This window comes from Actinoplanes auranticolor (assembly GCF_018332655.1).
GTDB classification, from domain to species: Bacteria; Actinomycetota; Actinomycetes; order Mycobacteriales; family Micromonosporaceae; genus Actinoplanes; species Actinoplanes auranticolor.
Map to the genome: position 1 here is coordinate 176,863 of NZ_BOQL01000021.1, position 24,359 is coordinate 201,221.

Here is a 24,359-nt window from a genome sequence, read left to right on the forward strand (position 1 = left end):
GAGGCGGCTGCACACCTGCGAGGAGTCGACATGGACCTGGGACTGACCGGCCGTACCGTGATCGTGACCGGGGCCTCCGGCGGCATCGGGCGCCGGCTCGCCCTCGGCTTCGCCGCCGAGCACGCCGACGTGGTGCTCACCTACCGCACCAACCGGTCCGACGCCGAGCGGGTGGCCAAGGAGATCGGCGACCGGGCCCTGCTGATCCCGTACGCGATGGAGGATCCCGGCGCCGCCGGCGAACTGGTCGAAGCGGTGCTGGGCTGGACCGGCCGGATCGACGTGCTGGTCAACAACGCGGTGCACTGGGGCAGCACCGGCGGACCCGCGGACCGCCCGTTCGAGGACGTCGCCGAGGCCGACTGGATCGACACGCTGCGGCACAACCTCGAGGGCGGCTTGCGGCTGACCCGCGCAGTCGCACCGGTCCTGCGCGAACGCCGCTGGGGTCGGCTGGTGCACATCTCGTCGAACATCGCCGTGGACGGCATGGCGGGCGCGGAGTATTACGCGGCCGCCAAGGCGGCACTGCACGGCTTCAGCCGCTCGGCGGCCTTCTCGCTGGGCCGCGACGGCGACATCCTGACCAACGTGGTCATGCCCGGCCTGACCCGTACGGACACCAACACCGCGCTGGCCGACGAGTACGGGCACCACTACAGCGCGCTGGCACCCCTCGGGCGGTTGCTGGACGCGGCCGAGGTCGCCGCCCCGGTGGTGTATCTGGGCTCGGCCGCCAACACCGGCATCACCGGCCAGGTGATCTCGGTGACCGGCGGCGCCTGACGGGTGACGGCATCGGGGCCGGGCGGCGACGGCCTGACCCACCTGCCAGCCGGTGATCGCGGCCGGGCCGGCCGTCACGGTCACCTCGGCCTGGAAACCGCCCTGCACCAGCACGTTGTTCTTCACCACCGCGTTGCCGGTCACCGTCGCGCCGCTGTGGACCCAGGCCGGGTCCTCGATGTGGGCGTTGCCCGAGACGGTGCTGTTGCCGGGACGCGTATGAGTGGTCCTGAGATCAGTACCGCGCGGTTGCGGTTGCGGCAGTTCCGGGCCGAGGATCTCGTCCCGCATCGGGCTGCGGTCGATGATGATCCCGCCGTGACCTGGGCCCATGAGCGCCGGCCGCTCGCCGCGAGTCTGCGCGCCCGGGCCGATCGCCTTGAGGAGTGGCAGCGGGACGGCTTCGGCATGTGGATCGCCGAGGTCGCCGCCACCGGCCAGATCATCGGCCACTGTGGTCTGCAGCGGCTGGAGGGTGGCGACGAGGTCGAGGTCGGCTACTACCTCGGCCGTACGGCCTGGGGGCAGGGGTACGCCACCGAGGCCGCCCGCGCCGGCCTGGCGTACGGCTTCGACCGGTGCGGGTGTCCTCCATCGTTGCGGTCGTGCGGCATGAGAACGCGCTTCGCGGCACGTGCTGGAGAAGCTCGGTATGCGGCCCGAACGCGACGGCGTCTTCTACGGTGCCGAGGCCACCCTGTTCCGGCTTCAGTCCGCTGAGCTCCGCCGCTGAATCAGCTCGGTGGTGACCCATCGGGCGACGCCCGGCGGGTAGGGCGCCGGGAGCCCGAGCACGATGTGCCCGAAGCCGGCGGCGACGGCTTCGTCGATCGCGGTACGGGTGCTCGCCGGCTCGTCGTAGCTGACCGGCAGGTGGATCGAGCGGGTGATCGAGGCGGGATCGCGGCCGATGTCGGCGCAGTACCGGTCGAGCAGCGCGCTGCGGGCGATCACGTCGTTGAGGTCGCCGCCGGGGATGTTCCAGACATCGGCGTGCTCGGCGACCACCCGGAGCGTCGCCGAGGACCGGCCGCCGATGAGAATCGGCGGGTGCGGGCGCTGGACCGGCTTCGGGTTGCCGTACGCGCCGGTCAGCCGCACGTACTCGCCGGGGAAGTCGAACGGCTCGGTCCCGGTCCACAGCCGCCGGATCACCGTGCAGGACTCGGCGAGGCTGCCCACCGCGTGCGCGGTGTCGTGGAAGGGCAGGCCGTGGGCCTCGTACTCGCGCCGGGCGAGCGGGTGGCCCGGCCGGGAGCCCACGCCGATGCCGAGGGTGAGCCGCCCGCCCGAGACGATGTCCACGGTCGTGGCCATCTTGGCCAGCACCGCCGGCGGCCGGAAGCGGTTGCTGGTCACCAGCAGGCCCAGGTGCAGCCGGGTGGTCAGCGCGGCCAGGACCGACAGCAGGGTCCAGCCCTCGAAGGCCGGTCCGGCCGGGTCGCCGCCGATCGGCATCAGGTGGTCGAACAGCCAGGCGTGGGCGATCTCCGGGATCGCGTCCGCCTCCTGCCAGACCCGCAGGATGTCGCCGTAGCCGACCTGCTGCGGGGCTGTCATGATGCCGAAGCTGGTCACTTCGCCTCGATCCGGCCCAGCGGGTGCGTGCCGGTCGTCAGCTCGGCGCTCGCCTCGGCCCAGCTCGGGTCGGCGGGGTAGAGCGCGCTGCGCAGGTACGCCCAGGTGAGCTGCTGGATCAGGGCTACCCGTTCGGGGCTCTCGTCCGTCGTGGACGTCACGGCCCGGCCGAGGATGCCGCCGAGCGAGTGCTCGGCCCCGAACAGGGTGAGCAGGCTCTTGGGTCCCGGGCTGAGCAGGTACGGGTCGACGAACCAGTCCGGCCCCCGTACGGACAGCGCGGACTGGTCCTTGTCGCCCGCGACGATCAGTGCCGGCTTCGTCATGGCGGCGAAATCCGGGCTCATGAACGGGAAGTGCTCCGCGGCGAACGGCGAGAGGTCGGCTCCGCCCGTACCCGTGGTGGCGAGCAGGACGCCCGCCTTGATGCGCGGATCGCTCAGGTCCTCGCCCGGCACGCCGCCGGCGTCCAGCACCCGCGCGCCCAGCAGCGTGCTCGCCGTCTGCCCGCCCCAGGAGTGACCGGCCACGGCGATCCGGCTGCGGTCGAGCCGCCCGGCGAGGCCCGGCACGGACCGCTCGATGTGGTCGAGCTGGTCGAGGACCCGCCGGAGGTCGGCGATCCGGATGCGCCAGATGTCCGGGTAGCGCGGGTCGTCCGGGGTGACGGCCAGGGTCGTCGAGTCGAGGTGCGTCGGCTGGATCACCACGAACCCGTGGGCGGCCCAGTAACCGGCCAGCGGCTCGTACTCGGTCATCGACGAGCCGAAGCCGTGGGAGAAGACGATGATCGGCAGCGCGTCGCCGGTGGCCGGGGCGGACACGCGCACCTGCAGATCCTCACCGCGGCCGGGGGCCGGGAGGACAACCGGGCGCAGGGAGACGACGGGGGTGCTGATGGTGGACATGGCGGTGACTCCTCGACGGCTGAGAGCAGAAGCGGAACGTTGTTCCGTTACCGACAATATGGAGGAGTGTCCCGTTTAGCAAGCGGTGTGATCGAGGGCACGGGTTGTACCGCAGGTCAGGAGGTTTTCATCGCGCCGTACTTGAGGCCGTCGATCAGCAGCGCGACCATGCGCCGGCCGTGGTTGCCGCCGTCCTCGCCGGAAATGCACAGATTGCTCACGGCGTAGAGCAGATCCTGCGGGCTGACCTCCGCCCGCACCGCGCCCGCCGCCGTGGCGGCGTCCAGCAGCCCGCCGAGGGCGGGGCCGAGCCTTTGCAGGAAGTAGTCCGGCAGGACGTTGAAGGCCGGATCGCCCGAGTGCAGGGCCGCGGCCAGGCCACGCTTGGTGGCGATGAAGTCGGTGAACCGGTAGATCCAGCGGCTCAGGGCCTCGCCGGGCTCGTACTCGGCCGCCAGCGCGGGGGCGGCGTCGGCGCAGGCGTCGACCTCGCGGCGGAACACGGCCGTGACCAGGTCGGAGCGCAGGGGAAAGTGCCGGTAGAAGGTGCCGACCCCGACCCCGGCCTTGGCGGCGATCTCGCGCACCGGGGCGTCCACCCCGGAGGTGCTGAAGACCACCTTGGCGGCGTCGAGCAACGCGTCGATGTTGCGCTGCGCGTCGACCCGTACGCGCCGGCCACCGTTCTCGCCCACGACGCCTCACCTAGCTCCGGGCTCTTCTGGAAGAGCGTTCCGCTTCTGCGACCTTACGTCACCGCGCGGGCTGCCGGAGCCGGCCGCCCGCGCACACCGTCACGCTCCGGTGGTACGGGCCGCGGCGACGAGCCGGCCGCGGTCCGAGGCGGGGAAGCGGTCGAGCATCGCCCGTACCTCGGTGGCGTCGGCGTTGGCCCCGAACAGCTCGGTGCCGGGCTCCATCCGGACGCCTTCGGCCAGCGGCCCGGCGACGACCGGGTCGAAGCCGAGGGCGTCGACCAGAGCCTCGACCGCGGCGAGGTCGGCGGGGTCGTCCCCGGCGATCGCGATGGCCTTGCGCCCGGCCGTGCCCGCCGGCCGGGCACCGCTCTCGAGATCGTGGTAGCCCATGTGGTTGAAGGCCTTCACGATCCGCGACTCCGGCAGGAATTCCCGCACGATCTCACTGGAGGAGGTACGCGGGTCGGTCAGGTCGTCCCGGATCCCGTCGACCTCCCACCAGTAGTTCATCGCGTCGACGACCAGCTTGCCGCCCAGCGCGTCCACGGGCACGTCGCGGTGCTTGCCGAGCGGCAGCGCCAGCACGACGATGTCGGCGCCCGCGGCCGCCTCGGCCGCGGTCACGGCGATCGCGCCGGGCGTGATGACCTCGACGATCAGCGCGATCCGGGCCGGGTCACCGGAGCCGGCGATGAGCACCCGGTGGCCGGCGGCCAGGGCCAGCCGGGCCAGCACGGTACCGACCTTGCCGGCGCCGAGAATGCCGATGGTGGTCACGTCTCAACCCTCCAGAATCTCGCGGACCAGGGGAGCCACCTTCGCGCCGAACAGCTCGACGGCGCGCGTGCGGGCACTGATCGGCTGGGCACCCGCGGTGTAGATCAGGTCGAAGCGGCCAACGCCCAGCGTGCTTATCGCGCCGGCGATCTTGCGGGCCACCGTCTCCGGCGAGCCGAGGTACAGCGAGCCGTGCGCGACCTCGTCGTCGAACTCGGAGCGGCGCAGCGGCGGCCAGCCGCGCAGGGCGCCGATCCGGTCCCGGATGACCTTGTACGCCGGGTAGAACAACTCCTTGGCCTGCTCGTCGGTGTCCCCCACGAACCCGGGGGAGTGCATCCCCACCGGGTGCGCGACCGTGCCCAGCTGCTCGGTGGCGCGGCGGTAGAGGTCCAGGTAGGGCGCGAAGCGGGCCGGGGAGCCACCGATGACGGCCAGCATGAGCGGCAGTCCGTGGCGCGCGGTGCGGACCACCGACTGCGGGGAGCCACCGACGCCGACCCAGGTGTCGAGGCGGCCGGACTCCGTCTTGGGGAACACGTCGGCGTTCTCCAGCGCCGCCCGGGTGGTGCCGCTCCAGGTCACCGGCTCCTCGTCGAGCAGCTTGACGAACAGCTCGAGCTTCTCCTCGAACAGCACGTCGTAGTCGCTCAGGTCGTAGCCGAACAACGGGAACGACTCGGTGAACGACCCGCGGCCCAGGATCGCCTGGGCCCGGCCCTGCGAGATGGCGTCGACCGTGGCGAACCGCTGGAACACCCGGACCGGATCGTCGGAGCTGAGCACGGTGACGCCCGAGGCGAGCTTGATCCGCGAGGTGCGCGCGGCGATCCCGGCCAGCACGGTCTCCGGGGTGGAGATCGAGTACTCCGGGCGGTGGTGCTCGCCGAGGGCGATCACGTCGACGCCGAGCTGGTCGGCCAGCACGGCCTCGTCGATGACCTGCCGGATCGCGACGGCGTGGGAGACGGGTACGCCGGCGTCGTCCACCGGCACGTCGCCGAAGGTGTCGAGACCGAGCACGAGCTCACTCATGGTGCTGTCCTCCAGTAATTGACATGTCAGTCAGTATGATTGACACATCAAACACAGGAGGGCGCCGACTTATGCCGCGGACGCGTCAACTGCCCGATCGCGCCGAGCTGCGGGCGTGGCGGGACTTCATCGAGACCACCGAGGTGCTGCGTACGGTGCTCGCCGGCCGGCTGCAGAGCGACACCGGGCTGTCGCCGGGCGACTACGCCGTACTGCTGGCCCTGAGCGAGACCGAGCACGGCCGGATGCGATCGTCCGAGCTGGCCGCCCAGGTCGGCTGGGAACGCAGCCGGCTGTCGCACCACCTGGGCCGGATGGAGCGCCGGCAGTTGATCAGGCGGGAGAAGGCGGCCACCGACAGCCGCGGCGCCCAGATCGTCCTGGCCCCGGCCGGCCGGACGGCCTTCCGCGAAGCCACCGCACCCCACCTGCGCGCCGTCCGGGAGCTGTTCGTCGACGCGCTCACCCCCGCCCAGATCGAAGCCGCGGCTGGCATCGCCGCCGCCCTGCGCGAGCACCTGGTGCGCCTCGGCCATCGAGAGTGACGGCGCCGGTCCGGTCAGCCGTCCACCATGCGCCGATTTTGTGCGTCGCCGGGTGCCGTCACGCCCGTACCGTCATCGTCCACGGCGTGCCGTGAGCGTGACCGGTCGGCGCCGGACAGCAGCAGGCCGCCACACCGCTGTGGACACACGTCCGATGCAGTCCGGCTGGGTCGTTGGCACCCTTGGCATAGCTTCGGCACCTGGAGGGTATTTTGCGCGCTGCGTTGAGGATTGTGACGCTGTTCCTGGTGGTCGGTCTGACCGCCACCGCCACCGCCTGCACCGACCCGCCGCCGCTGCCCGGGCCGACGGCCGCGGGACCGACCACCGACGCGTCGGCGTCCGCTCCCTCCTCCGGACCGGCGAGCATGAAGCCGCCGGGCAAGAGTGCCGTGACCGCTGCTCTGCTGACGCCGGCGGAACTGGGTGCCGGCTACTCGACCAACCCGGCGTTGGCCGGCAACAACCCGGCCAACGGCATGAACACGAGCCTGCTCGACTGCGCCGAGGCCTCGAGCGACGCCAGCGCGGTGAGCGCCCACCAGGTTTATCAGGGCGGCGCCGTCGGTCCGTTCGTGGTGGAGACGATCACCGTCACCCAGACCGCGCAGGCCGCCGCGCTGATGGACCGGCTGCGCACGGTAAAGAAGAACTGTCACCAGTTCGACGGCGAGATGGCCGGGGGCATCAAGATGCAGGTCACGATCGACGACCTGACCGTGGCCAAGGTCGGCGACGACACTGTGGCCTACCGCCTGACGGCCACCGTGCCCGGAGCCGGCGCCGCTCTGTACGCCCACCTGGTCACCGCCCGGGCCGGCAACCTCGTCGTCCTGCTCAGCCTGATGCAGATGACCTCACCGGACGTCACCGTCACCGAGAAGATGGTCGAGGCGGCCGTCACGAAGGCCCGGGCCGAACTCAGGTGAGGGTCAAGGCGGTGGCGCAGTAACGCAGGGCGGCGGTCACACCCCGCCGGGCGCGGAGCAGTTGCTCGCGGCGGAGGGCCTCGACGGCGCCCTCGCCCATCGAGCGCAGCGTCGGGTCGGCGGCTGAGCGGGCGCCGGCGGCCGCCCGGGTGAGCACGATGTCGAAGCCACCACTGGCGGTGGCCGTGCTCATCGTGTCCAGGGACGACGCGGCGCCTCCGATCATGCTGGTGCACGCGTCGGAGAGGGGGAGGTCGATCGGCCACGGCTCGGCGAGGACCTGCTCCACCTGTCCGATGTCGATCGACTCGGGAACGGCGAGGGTGTCCGGCACCCGCCACTCGGACGCGCTGGACCCGGCGACCGTGCCGCCGAGCAGCAGTATCGGCAGCAGCAGGACGACCGCGGACCAGCCGGGTCGGGCCGGGCCGCGGCGTGACCGGGCTGCCGGTCGCAGCGAGCGGACCAGGCTCCCCAGGGCGGCCGAGGGCAGGCCGACCACCAGCAGCAGGCCGAACGTCAGCAGGACCATCAGGCCCAGCGCCGCTCGGGCGGGCCGGTCGATGTCGGCGGAGCCGCCGCCCAGCGACAACCCGACCAGCAGCTCCAGCAGATCCCGGGCCCGCGGTGAGGCGAGGCTGACGGCGAGCAGCGACAGCACCACGACGCCGGTCGAGACGGGCAGGGCCGTCGCGCCGGCCGCGGTCACCGCACGTTCCAACCCGCTCCGGCCCCCGGTCACCAGCCCCAGGCCGAACAGCCCGGCGGCGGTCGTGATGAGCGCGGGCAGCACCACGAGCAGGAACATCGGCAGCAGTTCGGACACGGACGGGGTGAGGTCGTCCAGCCGCTCCTCCAGCGCGATGCGGAGCTGGTGCCGGAAGACGAACAGCACGATCCCGTACGCGGCCAGGATGCCCGCCGCGGCCACGTGGACCAGGCCGAGGGGCGTGCGTACGCCCGGAACAGGAGTGTCGTCGGCGGGATCGCGCCAGACGGAGACCCGGTCACGAGCGCGCCAGGTGGCCAGCGGATACCAGAACACCCACAGCATCGACACCGCGAGCAGCGGGTCGAACAGGACTGAGATGTGCACGACCAGCAGGGCTGTCGCGCTGAAACCGACGCTCGGCACCAGTTCGCCGACGTGGAACCAGACCGACAGCCAGACGCCGAACACGAGTGCGGCCTGAAGCACCCCGAAGCGGTAGGCCCGTCGCGGGCGGGCCGCGACCGGCAGGTGGCTGGCCGCGCAGAACAGCGTCCAGCGCAGGAAGATCCAGACCAGCGCCAGCAGAGTCAGGCTCACCACGACGGCGATGTGCGGCGATTCCCGGGCCACCCGCCAGAACGACGTGGTCTCCGGCAGATCGGGCGTGAGCAACAGCCCGCCCGTCAGGGCCGTCGTGAAGGCCAGGGCGGACGGCAGCATGCGCACCGTCCGTCCGGGCGCGGCGGCGGCCCACAGCGCGGCCCGCCAGACAGCGCCGGCCAGGACGGCGGCCGCGAACGAACCGAAGGTCAGGCCACAGATCCAGCCGGGCAGGTAGGTCCAGTCCGGCAACAGCAGCCCGGCCAGGTAACGGGCCGGCGGGAAGCCCAGGCCGATGAGTGCCCCTACGGCGGCCGCGACACCCGGCGCAAGCTCGAACAGCCGGTCGGTGCCGTGCAGCACCTCGATCCGGACCTTCGTGTACGGGTGCAGGCGGAACCAGCCGCGAACCCGTGATCCCGCGTACCGGCCCGGCGACGCGCGGAGTGTCCGCACCAGATCCTCCCCGCCGCCCGAGCCGACGTCGGCATAGAGCTCCCGGACCCGCAGCACCGAGGCGCGCTGCAGCCAGAACAGGAAGAGCAGGACGCCGAGCCGCCAGGACAGGCCGGCCAGTGCCGCCGGCGCTGTGAAAGCCACGTATGCCAGGGGAAGCGCAACGACCGCACCCAGAAAGCCCCACCACACGGCGACGGTGAGGTAGGTGAGGTCGATGTCCCGGTTGCGCAGATGCGCCAGTTCGTGGCGCAGCACGCTGAGCAACCCGGGATCATCCGGATCGCGGGCGGCTTCGGACAGGCGACTGCTGTTGAGCACGATCGCGTACCGGCCGATCCGCCCGAACGCGCGGTCGACTCCGCGGCCCGCGGCGACGGCCACGTAGACACGGATGCGGGGACCGACGAGCGGCTCGATCCTCGCGACGGTGGCGCCGAGGACGGGGTCGCCGGCGTACCGCTGCAACGGGACCAGGCTGCGCCGCGCCCACACGGGCATGGCGAGGTAGATGACCAGCGTGACCGCGACGAAAACGGCGATCATCAACCCCACGAAGCGCGCCTCGCGGACGCTCGCCCAGACCTCGCACCCCGCGTACCAGTCGATGAGGTCGTCGGGCCGGACGGCGCCGGTGATCGTGCGGGCCGCGCGGACACATTGGGCGGGCGCTTCGCTGACGGTGGCCAGCCGGGCCACCAACCACCCGTAGACCTGGACCGACGCCGCGACCCCGGTCGCCATGAGCAGCAGGAACCGCCCGGTCGTGGCGGGTGGCAGGGCGAGCGGTTCGAGCCGGCTCGCAGTCATGAGTCCGTCCTTCGACGCGGGGCGAGGCGTCTTGCAGTCTCCGGGGGAGACCGCTCGGAACGATTCAGCCCTTCGGTCAGAACCGGTGCGGTGTCCCTCGATCGAGCGTTCCCCGTGCGACGATCGATGCCGCCGAGGCAGCGGAGGCGCGGATGTCCACCTGGCTGCGACCCCGTTTCATCGGGATCGGGGTCGAGCACTACCGCCATGGTCACGACCGGCTCCCGGCAGCGCGGCGGGAGACCGAACGGCTGCACGAGCTGCTCGCGGACCAGGTCGACGGCACGGTCCTCGGCGATCCCACCGAGCACGAGGTGCGCGAGCTGCTCGAGCAGGTCCGGCAGGCGGACGATCCGCAGCCGGTCATCCTCGCCTGGAGCGGACACGGCCGGATCTTCAACGGTGAAGTCCGGTTGCTGGCCGAGAACAGCGGAGGGCATCCCGGCGCGGGACTGCTGCTGTCGGAGCTGGTCCTGGCCATCGCCGCGTCGGGAACCACCCAGCTGCTCTGCGTCATCGACGTGTGCTTCGCCGGCACGGGAGCGTTCAGCGCGCTGCAGGCCGCCGCGCACGTCTTCCATCAGCAGCGGCCGGGCGCCCAGCCGTGGGCCGGGATGCTGGCCTCGACCGGACCGGACGGGACCGCGGTGGACGGCCTGTTCGGCCGTCGCCTCCGCCGGCTGCTGAAACGGGGCCCCACCGACCCGTCGCTGCGGCCTTCATGGTCGGGCGCCTACGTCACCGGCGACGCGATCGGCAACGGGATGTTGCTCGCGATGCCCTCGAGCCGCGACGACCGGCCGGTGCAACAGGTCGTCTTCGCGCGGGTCGGCCTGTCCGCGGACCTGTTGCGGAACCGCCGGGTCGACGCGACATCCGGGGTGCCGGCCCGCCCGGTCGATCGGATCATCGCCGGCGAGGACTTCACTTTGCTCGGCCGCGCGGGCGCCGTCGAGGTCGTGCGGTCGTGGGCCGGTGCGGGGGAGCGGGGTCTGCGGGTCCTGACCGGACCCCCGGCCTCCGGCAAGACAGCGATCCTGATCGCTGTCGTCAGGAAGATCGCGGCTGCATACGTCGACGCGCGCGGTCGCACCGCCGACCAGGTCCGGCAGCACCTGCGGGGACTCGGCCGGTGTCCGGTCCTCGTGCTCGACGGGCTCGACGAGGCCGGCGAGCACAGCCGGGCGATCGCCGAGCAGGTTCTTGTCCCCCTGGCCACCGAGGCCTGCGTCATCGTCGGGACCCGGGACACCGGCGACCTGATCGCCGTCCTCGAACCGGTCGCCCTGCTCGACCTCGACGATCCGGAGCACCGCACCGAGGCCGAGAGGGACCTGCGGGAGTACGTGCGGGGACGACTCGTCGAGGTGCTGGAGCCCGGGAAGGCCGCCCACCTGACCGATCTCGTGATGAGCGCGGCGCCCACGTTCCTGCTCGCGCACCGGCTGACCGCGCATGTCCGGGGCGGCGACGGTGACGATCTGCACACGTCCGTACGGGCTCTGCTGGCCGCCGAGCTGGCCGCCGTCGAGCCACCCGGGTCCCGGGCGCCCCTGCCGCCCGGGATGACTCCCGGTGCGCTCGGCCGTCACCTGCTGGCCACGCTCACCTGGTCCTACGGCTCCGGCTTCCCCGAACAGGAGTGGATCGTCGTCGCCGCGGCCACCGCGCCGGCCGGCCTGACCGTCGACCGCGACGACGTGTTCTGGCTGCTCGGCCGGCTCGGCCACCTCGTGATCCAGGACCGCACCGCCGGCGTGGCCACCTACCGTCTCGCCCACGAGTCGCTGGCCGGGCACCTCGACGTGCGACTCGTGCCGGGCGATGCGAGGGCGATCACGGTGGCGGTCGCCCTGCTGGATCGCTACCGCGCGATCATCGACGGTGGCACGCCCGCCGACGACCCGGTCTACCTGTGGGAGTACGCCTGGCGGCACGCGATCGACGCGGGGGACACGGCGATGAGCCTGCTGCACCGCCTGGCCTCGTCGGCGCCGGAGCTGCGGTCCCGGGTGGCGCTCGCCGAGGCCGGACGGGCCGCGGTCCTGCGGTCGGCCGGGCAGAGATCCGCCGCCGTCGCTCATGCGGAGGCGGCCGTACGCCTCTATTCCGCGCTGCCCGAGCAGTCGCACGCGTTGGCGACGGCGCTCGACAGCCTGGGGGTGATCCTCCGGGACTTCGGCCGGCCGGCGCCGGGAGCCGAGGCGGCGAGCAGGGCGGTCGACCTCTTCCGGCGGCTGCTCACCGACGATCCCGGCTCCCTGGCCGATCTCGCCGGGGCCCTCACCAATCTGGCTGTCTGCTGGGCGGAAGCCGGGCCGGCCGGGGAGGCCGTCGCCGCCGGCGTCGAGGCAGTCGGCCTCTACCGGCGACTGGCCGAACGTCATGCGGCCTACCGCGCCGAGGTCGCGATGGCCCTGACCGATCTGGCGATCGCCCGGCGGCGGGCGGGGGTGATCAGTTCCGCTCTCGAGACGGTACGTGAGGCGGTGTCCCTCTATCGTGCCGCCGGCGGTCCCGAGGCCGGCCTGGCGAGCGCGTTGGGCGGTCTGAGCGAATGCCTGAGGCTGATGGACCGGCCGGTCGACGCGTACGCCGCCGCGGAGGAATCGGTGCGGCTCAGCCGGGCGATCACCGACGGGGACACAGCGGTGCAGCCCAATCTGGCCGTCGCTCTGACCGCGTTGGCCGAGTCCCAGCTCGCACTCGGGCATGAGGCCGCCGCGGTCGTCTCGGCGCGGGAGGCGCTGACGCTGTTCTGGGTCGCGGCCGGGCGGGAGCCTTCCTTCCGGCCGCACTGGGCCCGTGCCCTCACGTTGTTCAGTGCCACCCTGTCCAGCGCGCCGGACGACCCGGAGGTCGGCCGGGCGATCGTCGCCGGGCATCCCCGGTCGAGCCCGGGGCTCGGCGCCGATGGGTTCCTGCGCGCCCACCTCGCCTGGACCCGGAGCCTGCTGGTCCCGCCGCCCTCGGAATCCGCCTTGCCGGTGACGGTCCGGGCGACAGCCGAGAGTGCCGCCCGGCAGGCCGTCGACCTGATCGAGACCTTGCCCGGCCGACCCGACCTGGCCGAGGCCCTGCTGCGGCTGGCGCTGTGCCGCCTCACCGAGGGAGACCTGCCGGATGCGGAAGCTCTGACGCTGCGGGCCGTGGGCGCCGACCCCACCTCGGCCGCCGCGTGGTCGGCACTCGCGACGGTCCGCCGCCGGAGCGGCCGGCCCCGCAGCGCCGTCCCGGCCGCGGCGAAGGCGGTCGAGCTGCTGCGCGCGCTGGTCGCGACCCAGCCGGGCAGAAGGACGACGTTGGCGGCGGCTCTGGGCAATCTGGCAGTCGCTCAGCGCGAGGCAGGCCTGCTCGGAGACGCGGCCGTCAGCCTCGAGGAGGCTGTCGGAGTGCGACGGCGTCTCGCCCGCGGCCAGGCCGGCCTACGGTCGCTGGCCGCGGCGCTGGACCGGCTGACCATCCTCCACCTCGAGGGCCTCGGCCGGCCCGCGGAGGCGATCGACATCGCCACCGAGGCGGTCGAACGTCACCGGGAGCTCGGTCCGGCCGGGGCTGTCGCGCCGGCGCTGATCCGTCTCGCCTGGGCCTGCCTGCAGGCGGACCGACCCGGGCCGGCGCTGACGGCGGTGGGGGAGGTCATGGACCTCAGCCCGGATCAGGCGGTGCTCGCCCAAGCCCTGGTCGTGGCCGCGCAGGCTCATCTGGGGCTCGACGAGACCGACGCGGCCGCCACGGCGCTCGAGAGATCGATCGACCTCGGCACCGAGGACATGGCGGAGGTGCTGACCGTCTACGAGTCGATCCCATCGGCACGCGCGAGAGTCGAGGAGCTGTGGGCACGGTTGATCACCCAGGATCCGGTACGGACGTTGCTGAGCCGTTCCGTGGCGGCCAGGACCGCCGATCCACGGGCCGCGGGCTGGCTCGCTACCGTGGCCGGACAGCCCGGCCTCGACCGGGCCGACATCGCGCTGCTGCATGAGCAGGCGCGGCGGCATCGGGCGCCGGATCCGCGGGCCTTCGACAGCGGCTGGGGCGGACCGGTACCGGACTGGCTGGTCGTGGACGTCGATCTGCTCGCCGCGGCGGCCGAGTGGGTCGCCGTCGACTCCGGCGACTACCTGGCGGCCCATCCCGGATTGCTCGCCGCGGAGGCAGACCTCGCCGTCCGCGAAGCGTTGCTGGCGTTGACGCCGGAGGAGGCCCAGGAGATGGCGGACCTGCGGGCGGCGGCCGCGGCCGGTGGGATCGCCGCCGCCTATCGCGGCCGTCGCGGCCGGGAACTCGCCGACCGGTTCGTCGCCGCCGGCCCGGCCGGTCAGCAGGCCCTGATCCGGACCGAACGCGCGGACCTGCTGGCTCCGGTCTGCCGCGAGCTCGTCCGGGCCCGGGACACCCTCGGCGCCGCCGTCCTGGACCTGGCCGAGCGGGACGCCCATGGGCCCGTTCTCGCCGCCCTCGACCGTCCGGACCGGGAGGCGGCCCTCATGGGCCTGCTCGCCACCGCTGAGGACGATCTCACGATCGGTCCCACGGCCGAGGTGCTCGCGGCCGTGGCGACGACCGGCGGCGAGCGGCTGACCGCGGACTTCTACCGTGCCGCGGGCCGCGTGGTCGTCGGCCTTCCCCCCGACGTCGGGCACCTGACCGGGCGGCCCGGCCCGGTCGGCGACCTGCTGCGCGCCGGCGCGGCCCTCGCCCGGCGGCATCCCGCCGTGCTGACGGTGATGCTCGCCCTGACCGGCGACGACCCGCGCCTCACACCGGCGCTTCCTCCAGCACGCTGACCAGGCGGCCGGCGTACATCTCGGCCTCCGCCTCGGTGAGACCGCACCGGCCGGCCAGCCGGCGCGCGTGCCCGGCGATCTGGGACGCCCGGACCGGCGGCAGGGCCGGTATCGGGGTGTCCGCCCCCTGGGCGGCCCGGCGCCGGCGTAGTCGCCACGACAACCGGCGCCGAGCCAGCCAGTCCGCCACCGGACGCCCACGCTCGACGGTGGCGTCGTCGAAGGCGCCGGTGGCGGCACCGTTCAGGAGGACCAGGGTGAGCTGCAGGACGAGTGATCCATCGCTCGCGTCGAACGCGGTCGGTGACTGTCTGCGGTAGATCGCCTCCACCGTCGCGGCCATCTTCCGCCGCACGGCCGGCACCTCGTAGAAGGCCTGGCTCACCACGGACAGGATGGGCACGTCCCGCGGCGCCCGGTCCTCGATGATCTCCTCGGTCAGGGCCAGGATGCTGCGGGGCGGTCGGGCCACCATCAGCAGCTGATCTTCAGCACGACGCGCCGGTTGCGCTGGTCGACCTCGTCACCCGTCCCCGGGTACGGCCCCCAGCCGCCGCCGCGCGGGGTGATGTCACCCTGGCTCGCGCCGAGTTCCAGCAGGGTGTCGCGAACCGCCTCGGCCCGGTGCAGCGCCAGCCCCGCGTCCTGCACGTTCGGTCCGTGGTGGGCGATCGTTCCGGTGGCCTCGACCTTCGCGCCCGAGTTCTGCTCGAGGAAGTCGGCCACCGTGGACAGCGTGGCCTTGGCGCGGGCCGGTTCGCGGTAGACCGCCTGGTCCGGCTGGAAACCGACCGCGCCGCCGTCCGGGAGTACGATGACCGAACCGCAGGCGGCGCTGACCGGGTCGGGATCGGGCAGCTTGACCGTGCTGACCTTGGGCTTGTCGGTGACCGCGGCGCCGGTGTCGGCCTGGTCGGCCACCTGCACGTCGGTGCTGCCGCCGGCCCGGGCGATGGCCGTCCAGATCGCGACGAGACGGCGCTGGATACCGGGGTGCGGCTGCTTCTGCGGATCAGCGGTGTAGCCGATGCCGGAGAGCACCACTCGTTTGCCCTTCGTGTCCGGCAGCAGGTTGTCCGATCGCAGCTGCTCGACGATCTTGTCCGGCGGGAGGTAGAGGATCCCCTCGGTGCGGAAGTCGAGCGGCGCCTTGGTCTGCAAGCCGGAGTCGGCCAGTACGACGAGGCCGCCCGGCCCGGCCGAGTCGGCAGCCAGGGTCAGGGCACCCAACGTGTCCGCCTCGGGCTGCGCGGCGCGGGCCTTCCGCAGCTCATTGACGGCGCGCTTGCCGAAGTCGTACTTGTCCTGCTTCTTGGCCGTCTCGTTCACCGCCTCGGTGTGGAACCGGATCCCGCACGAGATGCTGGGCGCGCCGTCGACGCGGACGACGGTGATGCCCTTCTTGTCCTCGATCCTGGTGAGATAGTCGGCCACGGCCGTCGGGATCGCCGGCTTCGGGCTGTTGGCGCGGGCACCGACGGCGACCGCCACCCCGGGCTGGGCGATGGTCGGGCACGGCTCGGGTTCCGGCGTGCGGGTGCAGGCCGCGGCGGTCACCAGCAGGCCCGCGGCTGCGATGGCGGCCGTGATGGCGCGCCCGGCAAGGAAGGAACGCATGTCGAGGTCACCTTTGCGCAGTCGATGGTGATGGGGAGGGAGGCTCATGCGACGGCGCCCGGCGGCTCGTCCGGAGCGGTACGGTCGTCGCCGTCCGGCCGGGGCGCCCGCGTCGTCTTCTCGTCGGTTGTCTGCTGGTCCTCCGGGTCGTCGCGCACCACATGCAGGCGCGGCGGGCGGCGCATCGGACGCCAGTCGCCCTCGGTCATGCCGTCGGTCGCGGACGGGTCCTGCAGATGGGCGGCGATCGTGATCTGGGCGTACTGCTTGAGCTCCTCGCCGAAGGCGAGCCGGTCGAGCTTGGCGTTCAGCAGCACCTCGTCGTCCTCCTCGAAGGAGGCTCGATGGATCTCGCGGACGAACATGGCCCGCTCGAACGGCGGCTGGGTCTTCGCGAGCTTCTGCTGGGCTTTCCGGTAGGCCTTCATCAGGTTGCGGTAGGAGCTGCGCAGCGGGTTACGGGTCAGGAACTCCCCGACGCCCGCGACCATCCCGGACGCGATGTAGAGGACGAGGAACAGCAGCGCGTTGGAGAACATGTCGGTGCTCGCGCTCGCGGAGTCGTCCAGCAGATCTCCGGTGCTGGGCGCGTTCCGCATCCGCACCCACACGGCGGCCGCCCCGAGCGCGAGCCACGGGATACCGCAGACCAGCACGACGGGCCACCGCACCCGGCCGTGGGCGGCCGCGTCGTCGCGGGCCATCCGGCCGGCGAAGTGCGCCAGCATCAGCGCGATCACGGTCAGGCCGAGGACGATCAGCCAGATCTCCCACCACTGGTGCTTCGCCATGATCAGCGAGACGACCGCGCTGAAGGCCGCCGCGTCGGCCGCGGCCGCCATCAGCAGGGCGCCCTTGTACCCGAGGTCGCCCACGGGCGCCCCGCCGACATCGGCCGCACCCTGATAGGACCAGCGATTCGGTTTCTCAGCCGGGGGAACCGGCGCGCTACTTTCCATCTCGGCGTCCCTCGGGCTCGTCGTCGTGCGTCATGTCAGGGTCGGGTGGCAGATCGATGTCCGGGTCCCGCAGGGGCTCGCGCTTGCGGCCTTCACCACGACTGTTCTCCAGCCAGGTCAGCGGATCGTCCAGGTGCAGGTCGATGCCGCCGACGGTCGAGTGCAGCGGGCGGCCACCGGGCCGGTCCGGTGCGGCGGCGAGGAACTCGGCGGCCGAACGGCCGGTCAGCTTCTCGTACGCGTCAGCCACCGCCGTCCGGGCGTGCGACGCCCGGGCGAAGTCCACCTCGTAGCCGGGCACCCGCCGGGAGACCTCTTCGTTGGCCATGCCGACCAGCACCCGGGCGATCGCCCGGCGCTCGGCCCGCAGCGACTCGATCTCCTTCAGCGAGCGGAGCACCCGCGCGTTGATGAAGTTGTGCACGACCTCGCGGGTGCCGGCGTCCAGCGCGTTCGGCTTCAGCGAGTCGATCAGGCCGTTCACCTCCGCCCGGGTCGTGTCCCGCCAGCTCTCGTCGAGCTCGTAGTCGGGCGGCTTCACCAGATCGAGCGGATGGGTGGGCGGGCCGGCGAAGGTGGCTCGGGACCGTTTGCCGGACTGGTACGCGCGGCGGCCGAAGCCGGGGATGCGCTTCATGATCGGTTACCTCCGCTCTGATCGGCGAGACTGTGCTCCCCGTCCTCCACCCGCGCCTGCGGCACCCGAGCCGGGGCGGCGGCCCACGTCGGGACCTCCGGCCATTCCGGTCGGAGCAGCCGGTTGAGGAACAGGCCGTGCGGGTGCTTGCGGACCAGGCGGGTCTCGTAGGCGGCCCGGCGGCGGCGGATGTGGGCCTCGATGATGTCGGCCCGGCGTTCGTGGATCTCCCTGCGGATCGCGACCTGCTTGGCGATCTGGGCGATCTCCGCGGTCATCCGGTTGAGGTCCGCGGTGAGCCGGTCGACCTTCGCCTTCGCCTCCGCGCGTTTGGCGGCGTAGGCCTTGGCGCGACGCTGAGCGACGACCCCGGCGTCGGTCCGTTCCTCGCCGGCCACCCGGGAGGAATCGGCCGCGCCCCGGTCGAGTGTCTGGAACCGCTCGGTGGCGATCGTCAGCTCGTCCCGCAGCGCCTCCCGCTTGGCCTGCAGGTCGCTCTGGTGGGCCATCGGGTCGGCCACCTCGGACTGGTAGACGATCCACTCCTTGGCCATCCGCTCGATGCCCTGATGGCCGAGGAACGACATGTGCGGCGTACCGGTGGGGATGTCCGCGTCCAGTGTCCGGCGGTCGTCCTCGGGCAGTTCGGGCAGGCCCTTGCGGGCGTCGCGGGTGGCGCACCACCAGTCGGCGCAGCGGGCCAGGGGGCCGTACCGGATGGGCTTCTCGGAGCGGCGTGTCCAGCGCCGGCTGCGCCGCTCCACCTCGTTCTTGCTCATGTCGAAACTGACTTTCCGCGGCCGTGGGCGGCCACTGTCTCTAGGCGTCGGGATCGGACTTGGTGAGGCGCTGGCCGGTGAGATCGGCCAGGATGTCGCCGAAGATCACGTCGAGCGGGCGGGCGTCGTTGAGCACCGAGGCGATGCGTCCCGAGGTGCCACCGCCGTGGAACTCGTAGACGCTGACCGAGTCGAGCAGACCTCCACTGAGAGCGCCGCGCCCGCTCGTCGGCGAAACGGCATAGATGCGGGTGTAGCTCGCCGCGTTCAGGACGGTCTCGAGCTCGGCCGGGATGTCGCTGACCACGCCGTCCGTGATCATCACGAGGGCGCGCGAGGCGCAGGGCTGCGGGTTGGTCAGGCGGGCCTTCACCAGCTCGACCACGGCGGGGACCAGGAACGTGTCGTCCTTCAGCTGACCCGGCGGCGGCGCCGGGGTGGTCAGCGACTGCAGTCCGGTGGGCGGGAGGGTGACCTGCGCCGAGCCGGCGAAGAAGGCCGTGGCCAGCGAGTCGGTCGGCTGGAGCTCGCGCTTGGCGAAGGCGAAGAGCTCACGTTCGGCCCGCTCGCGCTGCGCGGTGTACTCCAGCATCGATCCGGAGACGTCGACCGCCTCCTCCAGGCAGATCGGGCCGGTGGTGAGCCGCGCGCCGGTCAGCGTCGAACCGGACAGGGTCTCCGGCTTCTGCTCCTCGTGACAGGCGACCAGCGCCAGCAGCAACAGGAGCAAGCACAGCAGGACCAAGAGCAGGCGGCGCAACCACGTAGGCATCACGTACGGCGGACGGGCCGCATATCCGGCACGCCCCACCGCCGTACGGGAATAGACACTTCTTCTGAGATCGCTGTCGCGCTGGGTCATGACCTCTCCGGGGAGGTTGCCGTCAATCGTGGATGTTCGAGTGTCCTGGGAGGCACGCCATGTACTGACGGACGAGAACGGTCGGACTCCGCCTGACAGAGACGGACGCCGCATCGGTGGATCACCCGGAAGAGTGACGCTGTGGGCGCTCAGCTTCCCGTCGCCGGGTCAGAGGTGGCCGGATGGTTCGCCGGCTGCGAGTACGTGCTTGGGGTCGGGCGGTTGCCGACCACCCGGCCGACCACGAGATAGCGGTCGACGCCGCTTCCCGGGGGTCGCCGGCGGGTCACCCAGGCGCATTCGCTCAGGTGCGGCACGCCCGCCCGATGCGACGTCAGGTCGAGCACCAGCAACATACCGAGCGTGGCGCTCGTGCCCGAATAGTCGGCGGCCTGAGTCAGGTACGAGCGTTCCAGCTCGGCCCGGGCGCTGGTCCGGAGCTCACGTTTGACCTCGACGAAGAAGCGCGTCGCCCCGAACCCCACCTTGATGTCGGCCCGTCCGGTGGCCACGTTCGGTACCTCGACATCGATGTGGCCGGCCAGCAGACCCCGGCGCAGCCAGTCGGCGAAGTCGTCCTGGAGGCGGACTTCGCGGGGCGGCGGGCGGGCCGGAAACAGATAGTCGACCGCCGCGGAACGCTGGAGGTCATGCCGGGTGGCCAGAAAGGCGACCGTCTCGGCGATCAGCGCGTCGAAATACTGCCGGACGAACCCGGTGTAGTCGGCGCAGGGCCGCAGATCAGTGGTGAGCCGCTCCAGGAGGTCGGCGATGACCGGATCGCGCAGGCTGCCGCGGCGGACGATGGCGTTGTACGCCATGCCCTCCACCAGGCGGAGCGTGTCGTCGTCGACCTGGTGGGCGAGGCGGGCGGCGTCGGGCAGCCCCAGCTCGGCCACCATGGACGGTGCCAGCGAGAGGAGCCGGGAATTGTCGTCGTCGTAAGTGACAGCCGCCGGCGCGTCGAGATGTGCGACGACTTCCCGTAGCCGGCCGACGCGATCGGCGTCGTCCGTCGCCGCGACCCGCAGCTGCATGAGCAACGTCTCGCGTCCGTGCAGGGACGACGTGATGACCGGCCGGAGCACCCGGCCGAAGCTATCCGCGTCGGCTGGTCCGGCCAGCGGCACCACGGCACGGTCCAGGACGTACGCGTCGACGACCGCATCGATCATCGACCAGGCGTCCAGCCATGCCGGTCGAGTGGCCGCGTCCAGCGCCCGCGTCAGGATCATCACCAGCCGGTTCCAGGCGAAGCCGGCCTCGGCGCGGGGACGGCGCCAGGCCGGGAGATGCCCGCCCCGAAGTCCGTCGGCGCGATCGCCGAGCCGACGGTGCAGCGACTGGCGCGCTTGTCGGAGCGCGAGCTCGTCGCCGCGTCGGAAGGCCATCACGGCGTCTATTCCGCTGCCGTACAAGGCGGCATCGCTGCCGGACTCCTCGCCGGCCTCGGCGTGGGCGAAATTCTTCCGGGCCGCGACCAGCAGCGCGACCGGGTCGTCGGTGCCCGGATCGGCCGCCGAGCGGATCTGGTGCAAGCCGGATTCGAAAGCCGCGGCCGCGGCCGCCGCCGGTATCAGCTGGAGTTCCGCCAGCGTGTCCCGCAACGACCCGCCGACGGATTGCCCCAGGCCCCACCGGTCGAGGGCCGCACCGAGCAGCCGCGGCAGCCGCGCCACGTAGTCCGGGTCGAGGCCGTGCGGGTCGTCCGGCGTCAGCATCACCACGGTTCGCGCGACGTCACCGAAACCGGCGAGGGCCAGACGCAGCGCGCCTTCGGCGAAGGCCGCTGCGACCACTGGCCGCGGCGTCCGGACGCCGGCCAGAAACGCTTTGTGCAGGCGCACACCGTACGACGCGACGAACACGTCCGAGCTGAGCAGTTCGTCGGTGGCGTCCAGCAGGGCCAGGGCGCTCTGCTGTCCGGTGAGCCCGTGCAGAACAGCGGTGACGACGTCGTCGGAAGCGTCACCGCGCTCACGCAGCTGCTCGGTCAATGCGGCACACAGCAGCGGCGCCAACGGACCGGCCGCACACGATTCGATCTCCGCGACCGCGGGCCCGGTAAGGCGCCCGATGAGGTCGTCGAGAGGCGACGGCCGCCCTCCGGTCGCCAGGAGCAACCGGTCGAGCTCACCGCCCGTCACCACAACGGCTGGCCGGGGCCGGGCGGAGAGATGATGGTCGACGCGGTGAGGGTGGTTCTGACCAGTTCTTCGTCCGCGGTGGTGACCAGCACCTGCAGCCCGGGTGTCGCTTCGCAGAGTTGCTCCAGGGCGCTCAGCAGCGCGGCGGCGTTCTCGTCCTGCACCTCCTCGGACCGTGGACTGTCGATGAGGAGCAGGCCCGGATGGGTGGCCACGCGGTGGCGGTGACCGATCCGGAGCAGGGCGACCACCACCGCGATCCGGAGCCGGAGCCTTTCACCCGCCGACTGCGTACTGAACCACTCCCGCGGACCGCCGCTCTTGTAGACCTGAAGTCGTCCGGCCCGGTCGGCGACGACCCGGTCGAGGTTGCGGAAGCCGAAGTCGCGGACGAGCTCCGCGATGTCCGCGTTGAGCTCCTCGAACAGGGTGTCGCTGGCGGCCGCCTGCAGGTCCGTCAGCTCGGCCACCGCCGCGTCCAGCACCGCCCGCAGATCGGCAGGCGGGTGCCACGTCGGTGTCGGCGGCGACTGCCACGCCTCGACGGCGCCCTCCAGCCGGGCTGTCCGGCCGACGAGCGCGCGCCGTCGCTCCTCGGTGTCTCCGGTCCGGGCCCTGGCCAGGGCGGCCTCGGCATCGGCCAGGGCACGCCGGCGGTCCCCGGCGTACGTGGCGGTGTCCTCCAGGTGGCGCCGGGCCAGTTCCTCGGCGTGCTGGCCGGCCACCAGACGCCAGTGCACCTCCTGCCGGACGGCCTCGGCCTCCGCGGGGTCGGGAGCCACCGATGCGGCGGGCTCGGTACACACCGCGCAGATCGCGGATGTCCGTTCGGCCGCACGCCGGGCTGGACTGATCGGCGCCTCGCAGCGCGGGCACACCTGAGGGTCGAGGGCGTGGAAGAAGAGCCGCGCCGCCTCGTGCTCGCTCAGATCGGCGAGTCGTTTCTCGTCGAGCCGACGCTGCCAGCGGAGCAGTTCGTAGGTCTCCCGGGCCTCGCGGAGGGTGCCTTCCGCCGTCACCGCCGCAGTGGTGAGCTGGGAGACGTCGCCGACCAACGACGCGGCACCGGCCGGTTCACCGAGGGCCGCCAGTTCGGCCCGCGCTTCGGCCAACCGGCGTTCCGCCTCGGCGCGCTGGTCCACGAACAGGTTCCGGATGCGGGCGGCATCCGCCTCGGCCGCCCGACCGGCCTCCGCCAGTTGATCGCGGGCAGTTCTCATCCGGGTCAGCAGGGCGGCGCCCGGCAGATCCAGGAACACCTGCAGCAGCCGGCCAGGTAGACCACCGACGACCACGTCACCCAGCAGGGCCGAGTCGCCGCCCGGCGGCAGGTAGAGGGCGCCGAAGTACGCCGGCCAGCCATACGTGGTGCGGCCGGAGGCGCTGCGGCTGGATGACGCCTCCAGCCGTTCCAGATCCAGCAACTCCATCATCAGGTTCCCCACCATGGCGGCGAACGTGTCCGGTTGGTGCGTGTGCAGGAGTTCGACGACCGTCGGGCCGCCCTCGGCCAGGCTCGCCTCGTCAGCCGCCGACAGGACCCGGCCCTCGGCGAGCTGCCCGCCCCGGATGAGCAGGCGGAACCCGAGGGGGCGTCCCGCCACCGTGACGTCGCATTCGAGCCGGTCCAGCCAGCCGCGGACAACGCCCTGAAGACCGTCGCGGGGCGAACCGCGCAGGCACCAGGTGATCAGCTCGAGCACGCTGGTCTTGCCCCGGAGGTTGTCGGCCGCCAGCACAGTCAGCCCGTCGCCGAACTCCAGGACCCGGTCGAAGGGGCCCACCGGCTCGACCGACCGCGTACCGGCGATGCGCAGCCGGCGCAAGTGGATCGGTCGGGGCAGGGCACCGGACAGGACCGGCGAGAGATCGTGCTCCTCGAACAGGCGCTCCACCAAGGGCACCGGCACCTCGGCGCGAACCGCGATGCGTGTCGTGAGCTCGTCGGCGTTCACGGGGCGCACCTCATGCGGCAGGTGCCGCTGGTGGCCGGCGTCCGTCGGCGCACCGGCGCCAGCGCTCCTGGACGCGCGGCGCGATCGTGGCGATCCGGTCACCGATCACCGCGTCGCGATATTCGTCCTGTTGATACTGCCGTGCCTTCAGCCGGCTGCCGCCGTGGCCGTCGGCCAGACGGGCCACCAGCCGCGTACGGTCGACGAAGTACGTGAACTCGGGTACTTCGTGCACGATCTGGTCGGCGGCTGATCGTCCCGCTCGGGTCAGGTAATAGTCGTGTCGCTGGATCCGGCCGGCGGCGGAGGCTCGCTTGCGCGGCACCACCAGGTGGGCGCTGCGGAGCACGGCCAGCGCGTCGTCCAGCGGCTCGAAGGCGCCGAACAGGTACCGCACCATCGGGTAGCGCCGCACCTCGGGCTCGTCGGAGGCGAGGATGTCCCCGGCCAGTTCGAGGAACTCGGCGCCGCCACCGCGCTCGTACTCGTTGAGCAGCTCGTCGGCGAGGAAGTCGGGGTTGCGCACCCAGAAGTCGAGCTTCTGCAGCAGCACCTGGCTCTCCAGCACCGCCACCACGTCGGCCAGGGCCGGATCGCCGGCGGGCGGCGGGATCGGTGTGGCGCTCGCAGAAATGATCAAGAGAATCCGAACGGCGTCCTGCCCGCGGCTGGTCACCCGCATTTTGTCGGACCCGGTGAGAGACACGGCAAGCAGTCTAGAAAGGTCCACGCCGGCTCGCCAGACCATGCGGGTTTCTCGATGGCCGTGACTGCCGCGG

Annotated in this window: 21 protein-coding genes; 6 read left to right on the forward strand and 15 right to left on the reverse strand. The window is 72.3% G+C overall.

Translation table 11 applies throughout. From position 1 onward, the window contains the following. The first annotated feature begins 30 nt into the window (after positions 1-30). Genes Aau02nite_RS12435 through Aau02nite_RS12445 form a run of 3 tightly spaced genes read left to right on the forward strand, consistent with a single transcriptional unit; the run spans position 31 to position 1,506 of the window. Entirely contained in the window at positions 31-786 is a 756-nt protein-coding gene (locus Aau02nite_RS12435; protein ID WP_212988529.1) for an SDR family NAD(P)-dependent oxidoreductase, read from the forward strand. 52 nt (positions 787-838) lie between these two features. Continuing rightward, positions 839-1,009 carry a hypothetical protein gene (locus Aau02nite_RS12440; protein ID WP_212988530.1) on the forward strand — a complete coding sequence of 57 codons (171 nt, stop codon included), beginning with the start codon at positions 839-841 and terminating at the stop codon, positions 1,007-1,009. Continuing rightward, positions 1,006-1,506, forward strand: coding sequence for a GNAT family N-acetyltransferase (locus Aau02nite_RS12445; RefSeq protein WP_212988531.1), 501 nt, complete (start codon positions 1,006-1,008; stop codon positions 1,504-1,506). Before Aau02nite_RS12440 ends, Aau02nite_RS12445 begins: the two co-directional genes overlap by 4 nt. Here the strand turns inward: Aau02nite_RS12445 and Aau02nite_RS12450 are convergent. The 5 genes from Aau02nite_RS12450 to Aau02nite_RS12470 form a co-directional block, all read right to left on the reverse strand. Continuing rightward, positions 1,495-2,346, reverse strand: coding sequence for an LLM class flavin-dependent oxidoreductase (locus tag Aau02nite_RS12450; RefSeq protein WP_246595082.1), 852 nt, complete (start codon positions 2,344-2,346; stop codon positions 1,495-1,497). The genes Aau02nite_RS12445 and Aau02nite_RS12450 overlap by 12 nt on opposite strands. 14 nt (positions 2,347-2,360) lie before the next feature. Then, the gene (locus tag Aau02nite_RS12455; RefSeq protein WP_212988533.1) at positions 2,361-3,272 is read right to left on the reverse strand and encodes an alpha/beta hydrolase family protein; all 912 of its coding nucleotides are present in this window, start codon (positions 3,270-3,272) and stop codon (positions 2,361-2,363) included. A 116-nt stretch (positions 3,273-3,388) separates the two neighbouring features. Next, on the reverse strand, positions 3,389-3,967 hold the full coding sequence (locus tag Aau02nite_RS12460) for a TetR/AcrR family transcriptional regulator (RefSeq protein WP_212988534.1): 579 nt from the start codon (positions 3,965-3,967) through the stop codon (positions 3,389-3,391). A gap of 99 nt (positions 3,968-4,066) precedes the next feature. Continuing rightward, positions 4,067-4,747, reverse strand: a complete 681-nt coding sequence (locus tag Aau02nite_RS12465) for an NADPH-dependent F420 reductase (RefSeq protein WP_212988535.1) — start codon at positions 4,745-4,747, stop codon at positions 4,067-4,069. A 3-nt stretch (positions 4,748-4,750) separates the two neighbouring features. Next, complete coding sequence (locus Aau02nite_RS12470; RefSeq protein ID WP_212988536.1) at positions 4,751-5,782, reverse strand: LLM class flavin-dependent oxidoreductase; 1,032 nt, start codon at positions 5,780-5,782, stop codon at positions 4,751-4,753. Positions 5,783-5,853: 71 nt separating this feature from the next. Here Aau02nite_RS12470 and Aau02nite_RS12475 point away from each other — a divergent pair, with 71 nt between their 5' ends. Both Aau02nite_RS12475 and Aau02nite_RS12480 read left to right on the forward strand, forming a co-directional pair. After that, the gene (locus tag Aau02nite_RS12475) at positions 5,854-6,327 is read left to right on the forward strand and encodes a MarR family winged helix-turn-helix transcriptional regulator (protein WP_212988537.1); all 474 of its coding nucleotides are present in this window, start codon (positions 5,854-5,856) and stop codon (positions 6,325-6,327) included. A 224-nt stretch (positions 6,328-6,551) separates the two neighbouring features. Further along, positions 6,552-7,256, forward strand: a complete 705-nt coding sequence (locus tag Aau02nite_RS12480) for a hypothetical protein (protein WP_212988538.1) — start codon at positions 6,552-6,554, stop codon at positions 7,254-7,256. On the opposite strand, the gene Aau02nite_RS12485 is transcribed toward Aau02nite_RS12480, so the two are convergent. Beyond that, a complete protein-coding gene (locus Aau02nite_RS12485; RefSeq protein ID WP_212988539.1) occupies positions 7,249-9,834 on the reverse strand; it encodes a M48 family metalloprotease in 2,586 nt (861 codons plus the stop codon). The genes Aau02nite_RS12480 and Aau02nite_RS12485 overlap by 8 nt on opposite strands. Before the next feature lie 152 nt (positions 9,835-9,986). Between Aau02nite_RS12485 and Aau02nite_RS12490 the strand changes: the two genes are divergently transcribed. Next, positions 9,987-14,624 (forward strand): hypothetical protein, encoded by a 4,638-nt coding sequence (locus tag Aau02nite_RS12490; RefSeq protein ID WP_212988540.1) that lies wholly within the window; start codon positions 9,987-9,989, stop codon positions 14,622-14,624. Here the strand turns inward: Aau02nite_RS12490 and Aau02nite_RS12495 are convergent. The 9 genes from Aau02nite_RS12495 to Aau02nite_RS12535 form a co-directional block, all read right to left on the reverse strand. Next, positions 14,596-15,099 carry a hypothetical protein gene (locus Aau02nite_RS12495; RefSeq protein WP_212988541.1) on the reverse strand — a complete coding sequence of 168 codons (504 nt, stop codon included), beginning with the start codon at positions 15,097-15,099 and terminating at the stop codon, positions 14,596-14,598. The genes Aau02nite_RS12490 and Aau02nite_RS12495 overlap by 29 nt on opposite strands. Further along, on the reverse strand, positions 15,099-16,241 hold the full coding sequence (locus Aau02nite_RS12500; RefSeq protein ID WP_212988542.1) for an OmpA family protein: 1,143 nt from the start codon (positions 16,239-16,241) through the stop codon (positions 15,099-15,101). Before Aau02nite_RS12500 ends, Aau02nite_RS12495 begins: the two co-directional genes overlap by 1 nt. A gap of 44 nt (positions 16,242-16,285) precedes the next feature. After that, on the reverse strand, positions 16,286-17,116 hold the full coding sequence (locus Aau02nite_RS12505; protein ID WP_212988543.1) for a hypothetical protein: 831 nt from the start codon (positions 17,114-17,116) through the stop codon (positions 16,286-16,288). Positions 17,117-17,189: 73 nt separating this feature from the next. Next, on the reverse strand, positions 17,190-17,837 hold the full coding sequence (locus tag Aau02nite_RS12510) for a hypothetical protein (RefSeq protein ID WP_212988544.1): 648 nt from the start codon (positions 17,835-17,837) through the stop codon (positions 17,190-17,192). Then, positions 17,834-18,616: a hypothetical protein gene (locus Aau02nite_RS12515; protein WP_212988545.1), complete on the reverse strand. Its 783-nt coding sequence runs from the start codon at positions 18,614-18,616 to the stop codon at positions 17,834-17,836. The genes Aau02nite_RS12510 and Aau02nite_RS12515 overlap by 4 nt, the downstream gene beginning before the upstream one ends. 40 nt (positions 18,617-18,656) lie before the next feature. After that, positions 18,657-19,478, reverse strand: coding sequence for a vWA domain-containing protein (locus tag Aau02nite_RS12520; protein WP_212988546.1), 822 nt, complete (start codon positions 19,476-19,478; stop codon positions 18,657-18,659). Between the two features lie 149 nt (positions 19,479-19,627). Beyond that, the gene (locus Aau02nite_RS12525) at positions 19,628-21,475 is read right to left on the reverse strand and encodes a hypothetical protein (RefSeq protein ID WP_212988547.1); all 1,848 of its coding nucleotides are present in this window, start codon (positions 21,473-21,475) and stop codon (positions 19,628-19,630) included. A 146-nt stretch (positions 21,476-21,621) separates the two neighbouring features. Further along, complete coding sequence (locus Aau02nite_RS12530; RefSeq protein ID WP_212988548.1) at positions 21,622-23,580, reverse strand: ATP-binding protein; 1,959 nt, start codon at positions 23,578-23,580, stop codon at positions 21,622-21,624. Between the two features lie 10 nt (positions 23,581-23,590). Then, positions 23,591-24,286, reverse strand: coding sequence for a hypothetical protein (locus Aau02nite_RS12535; protein ID WP_246595083.1), 696 nt, complete (start codon positions 24,284-24,286; stop codon positions 23,591-23,593). Positions 24,287-24,359: the final 73 nt, after the last annotated feature.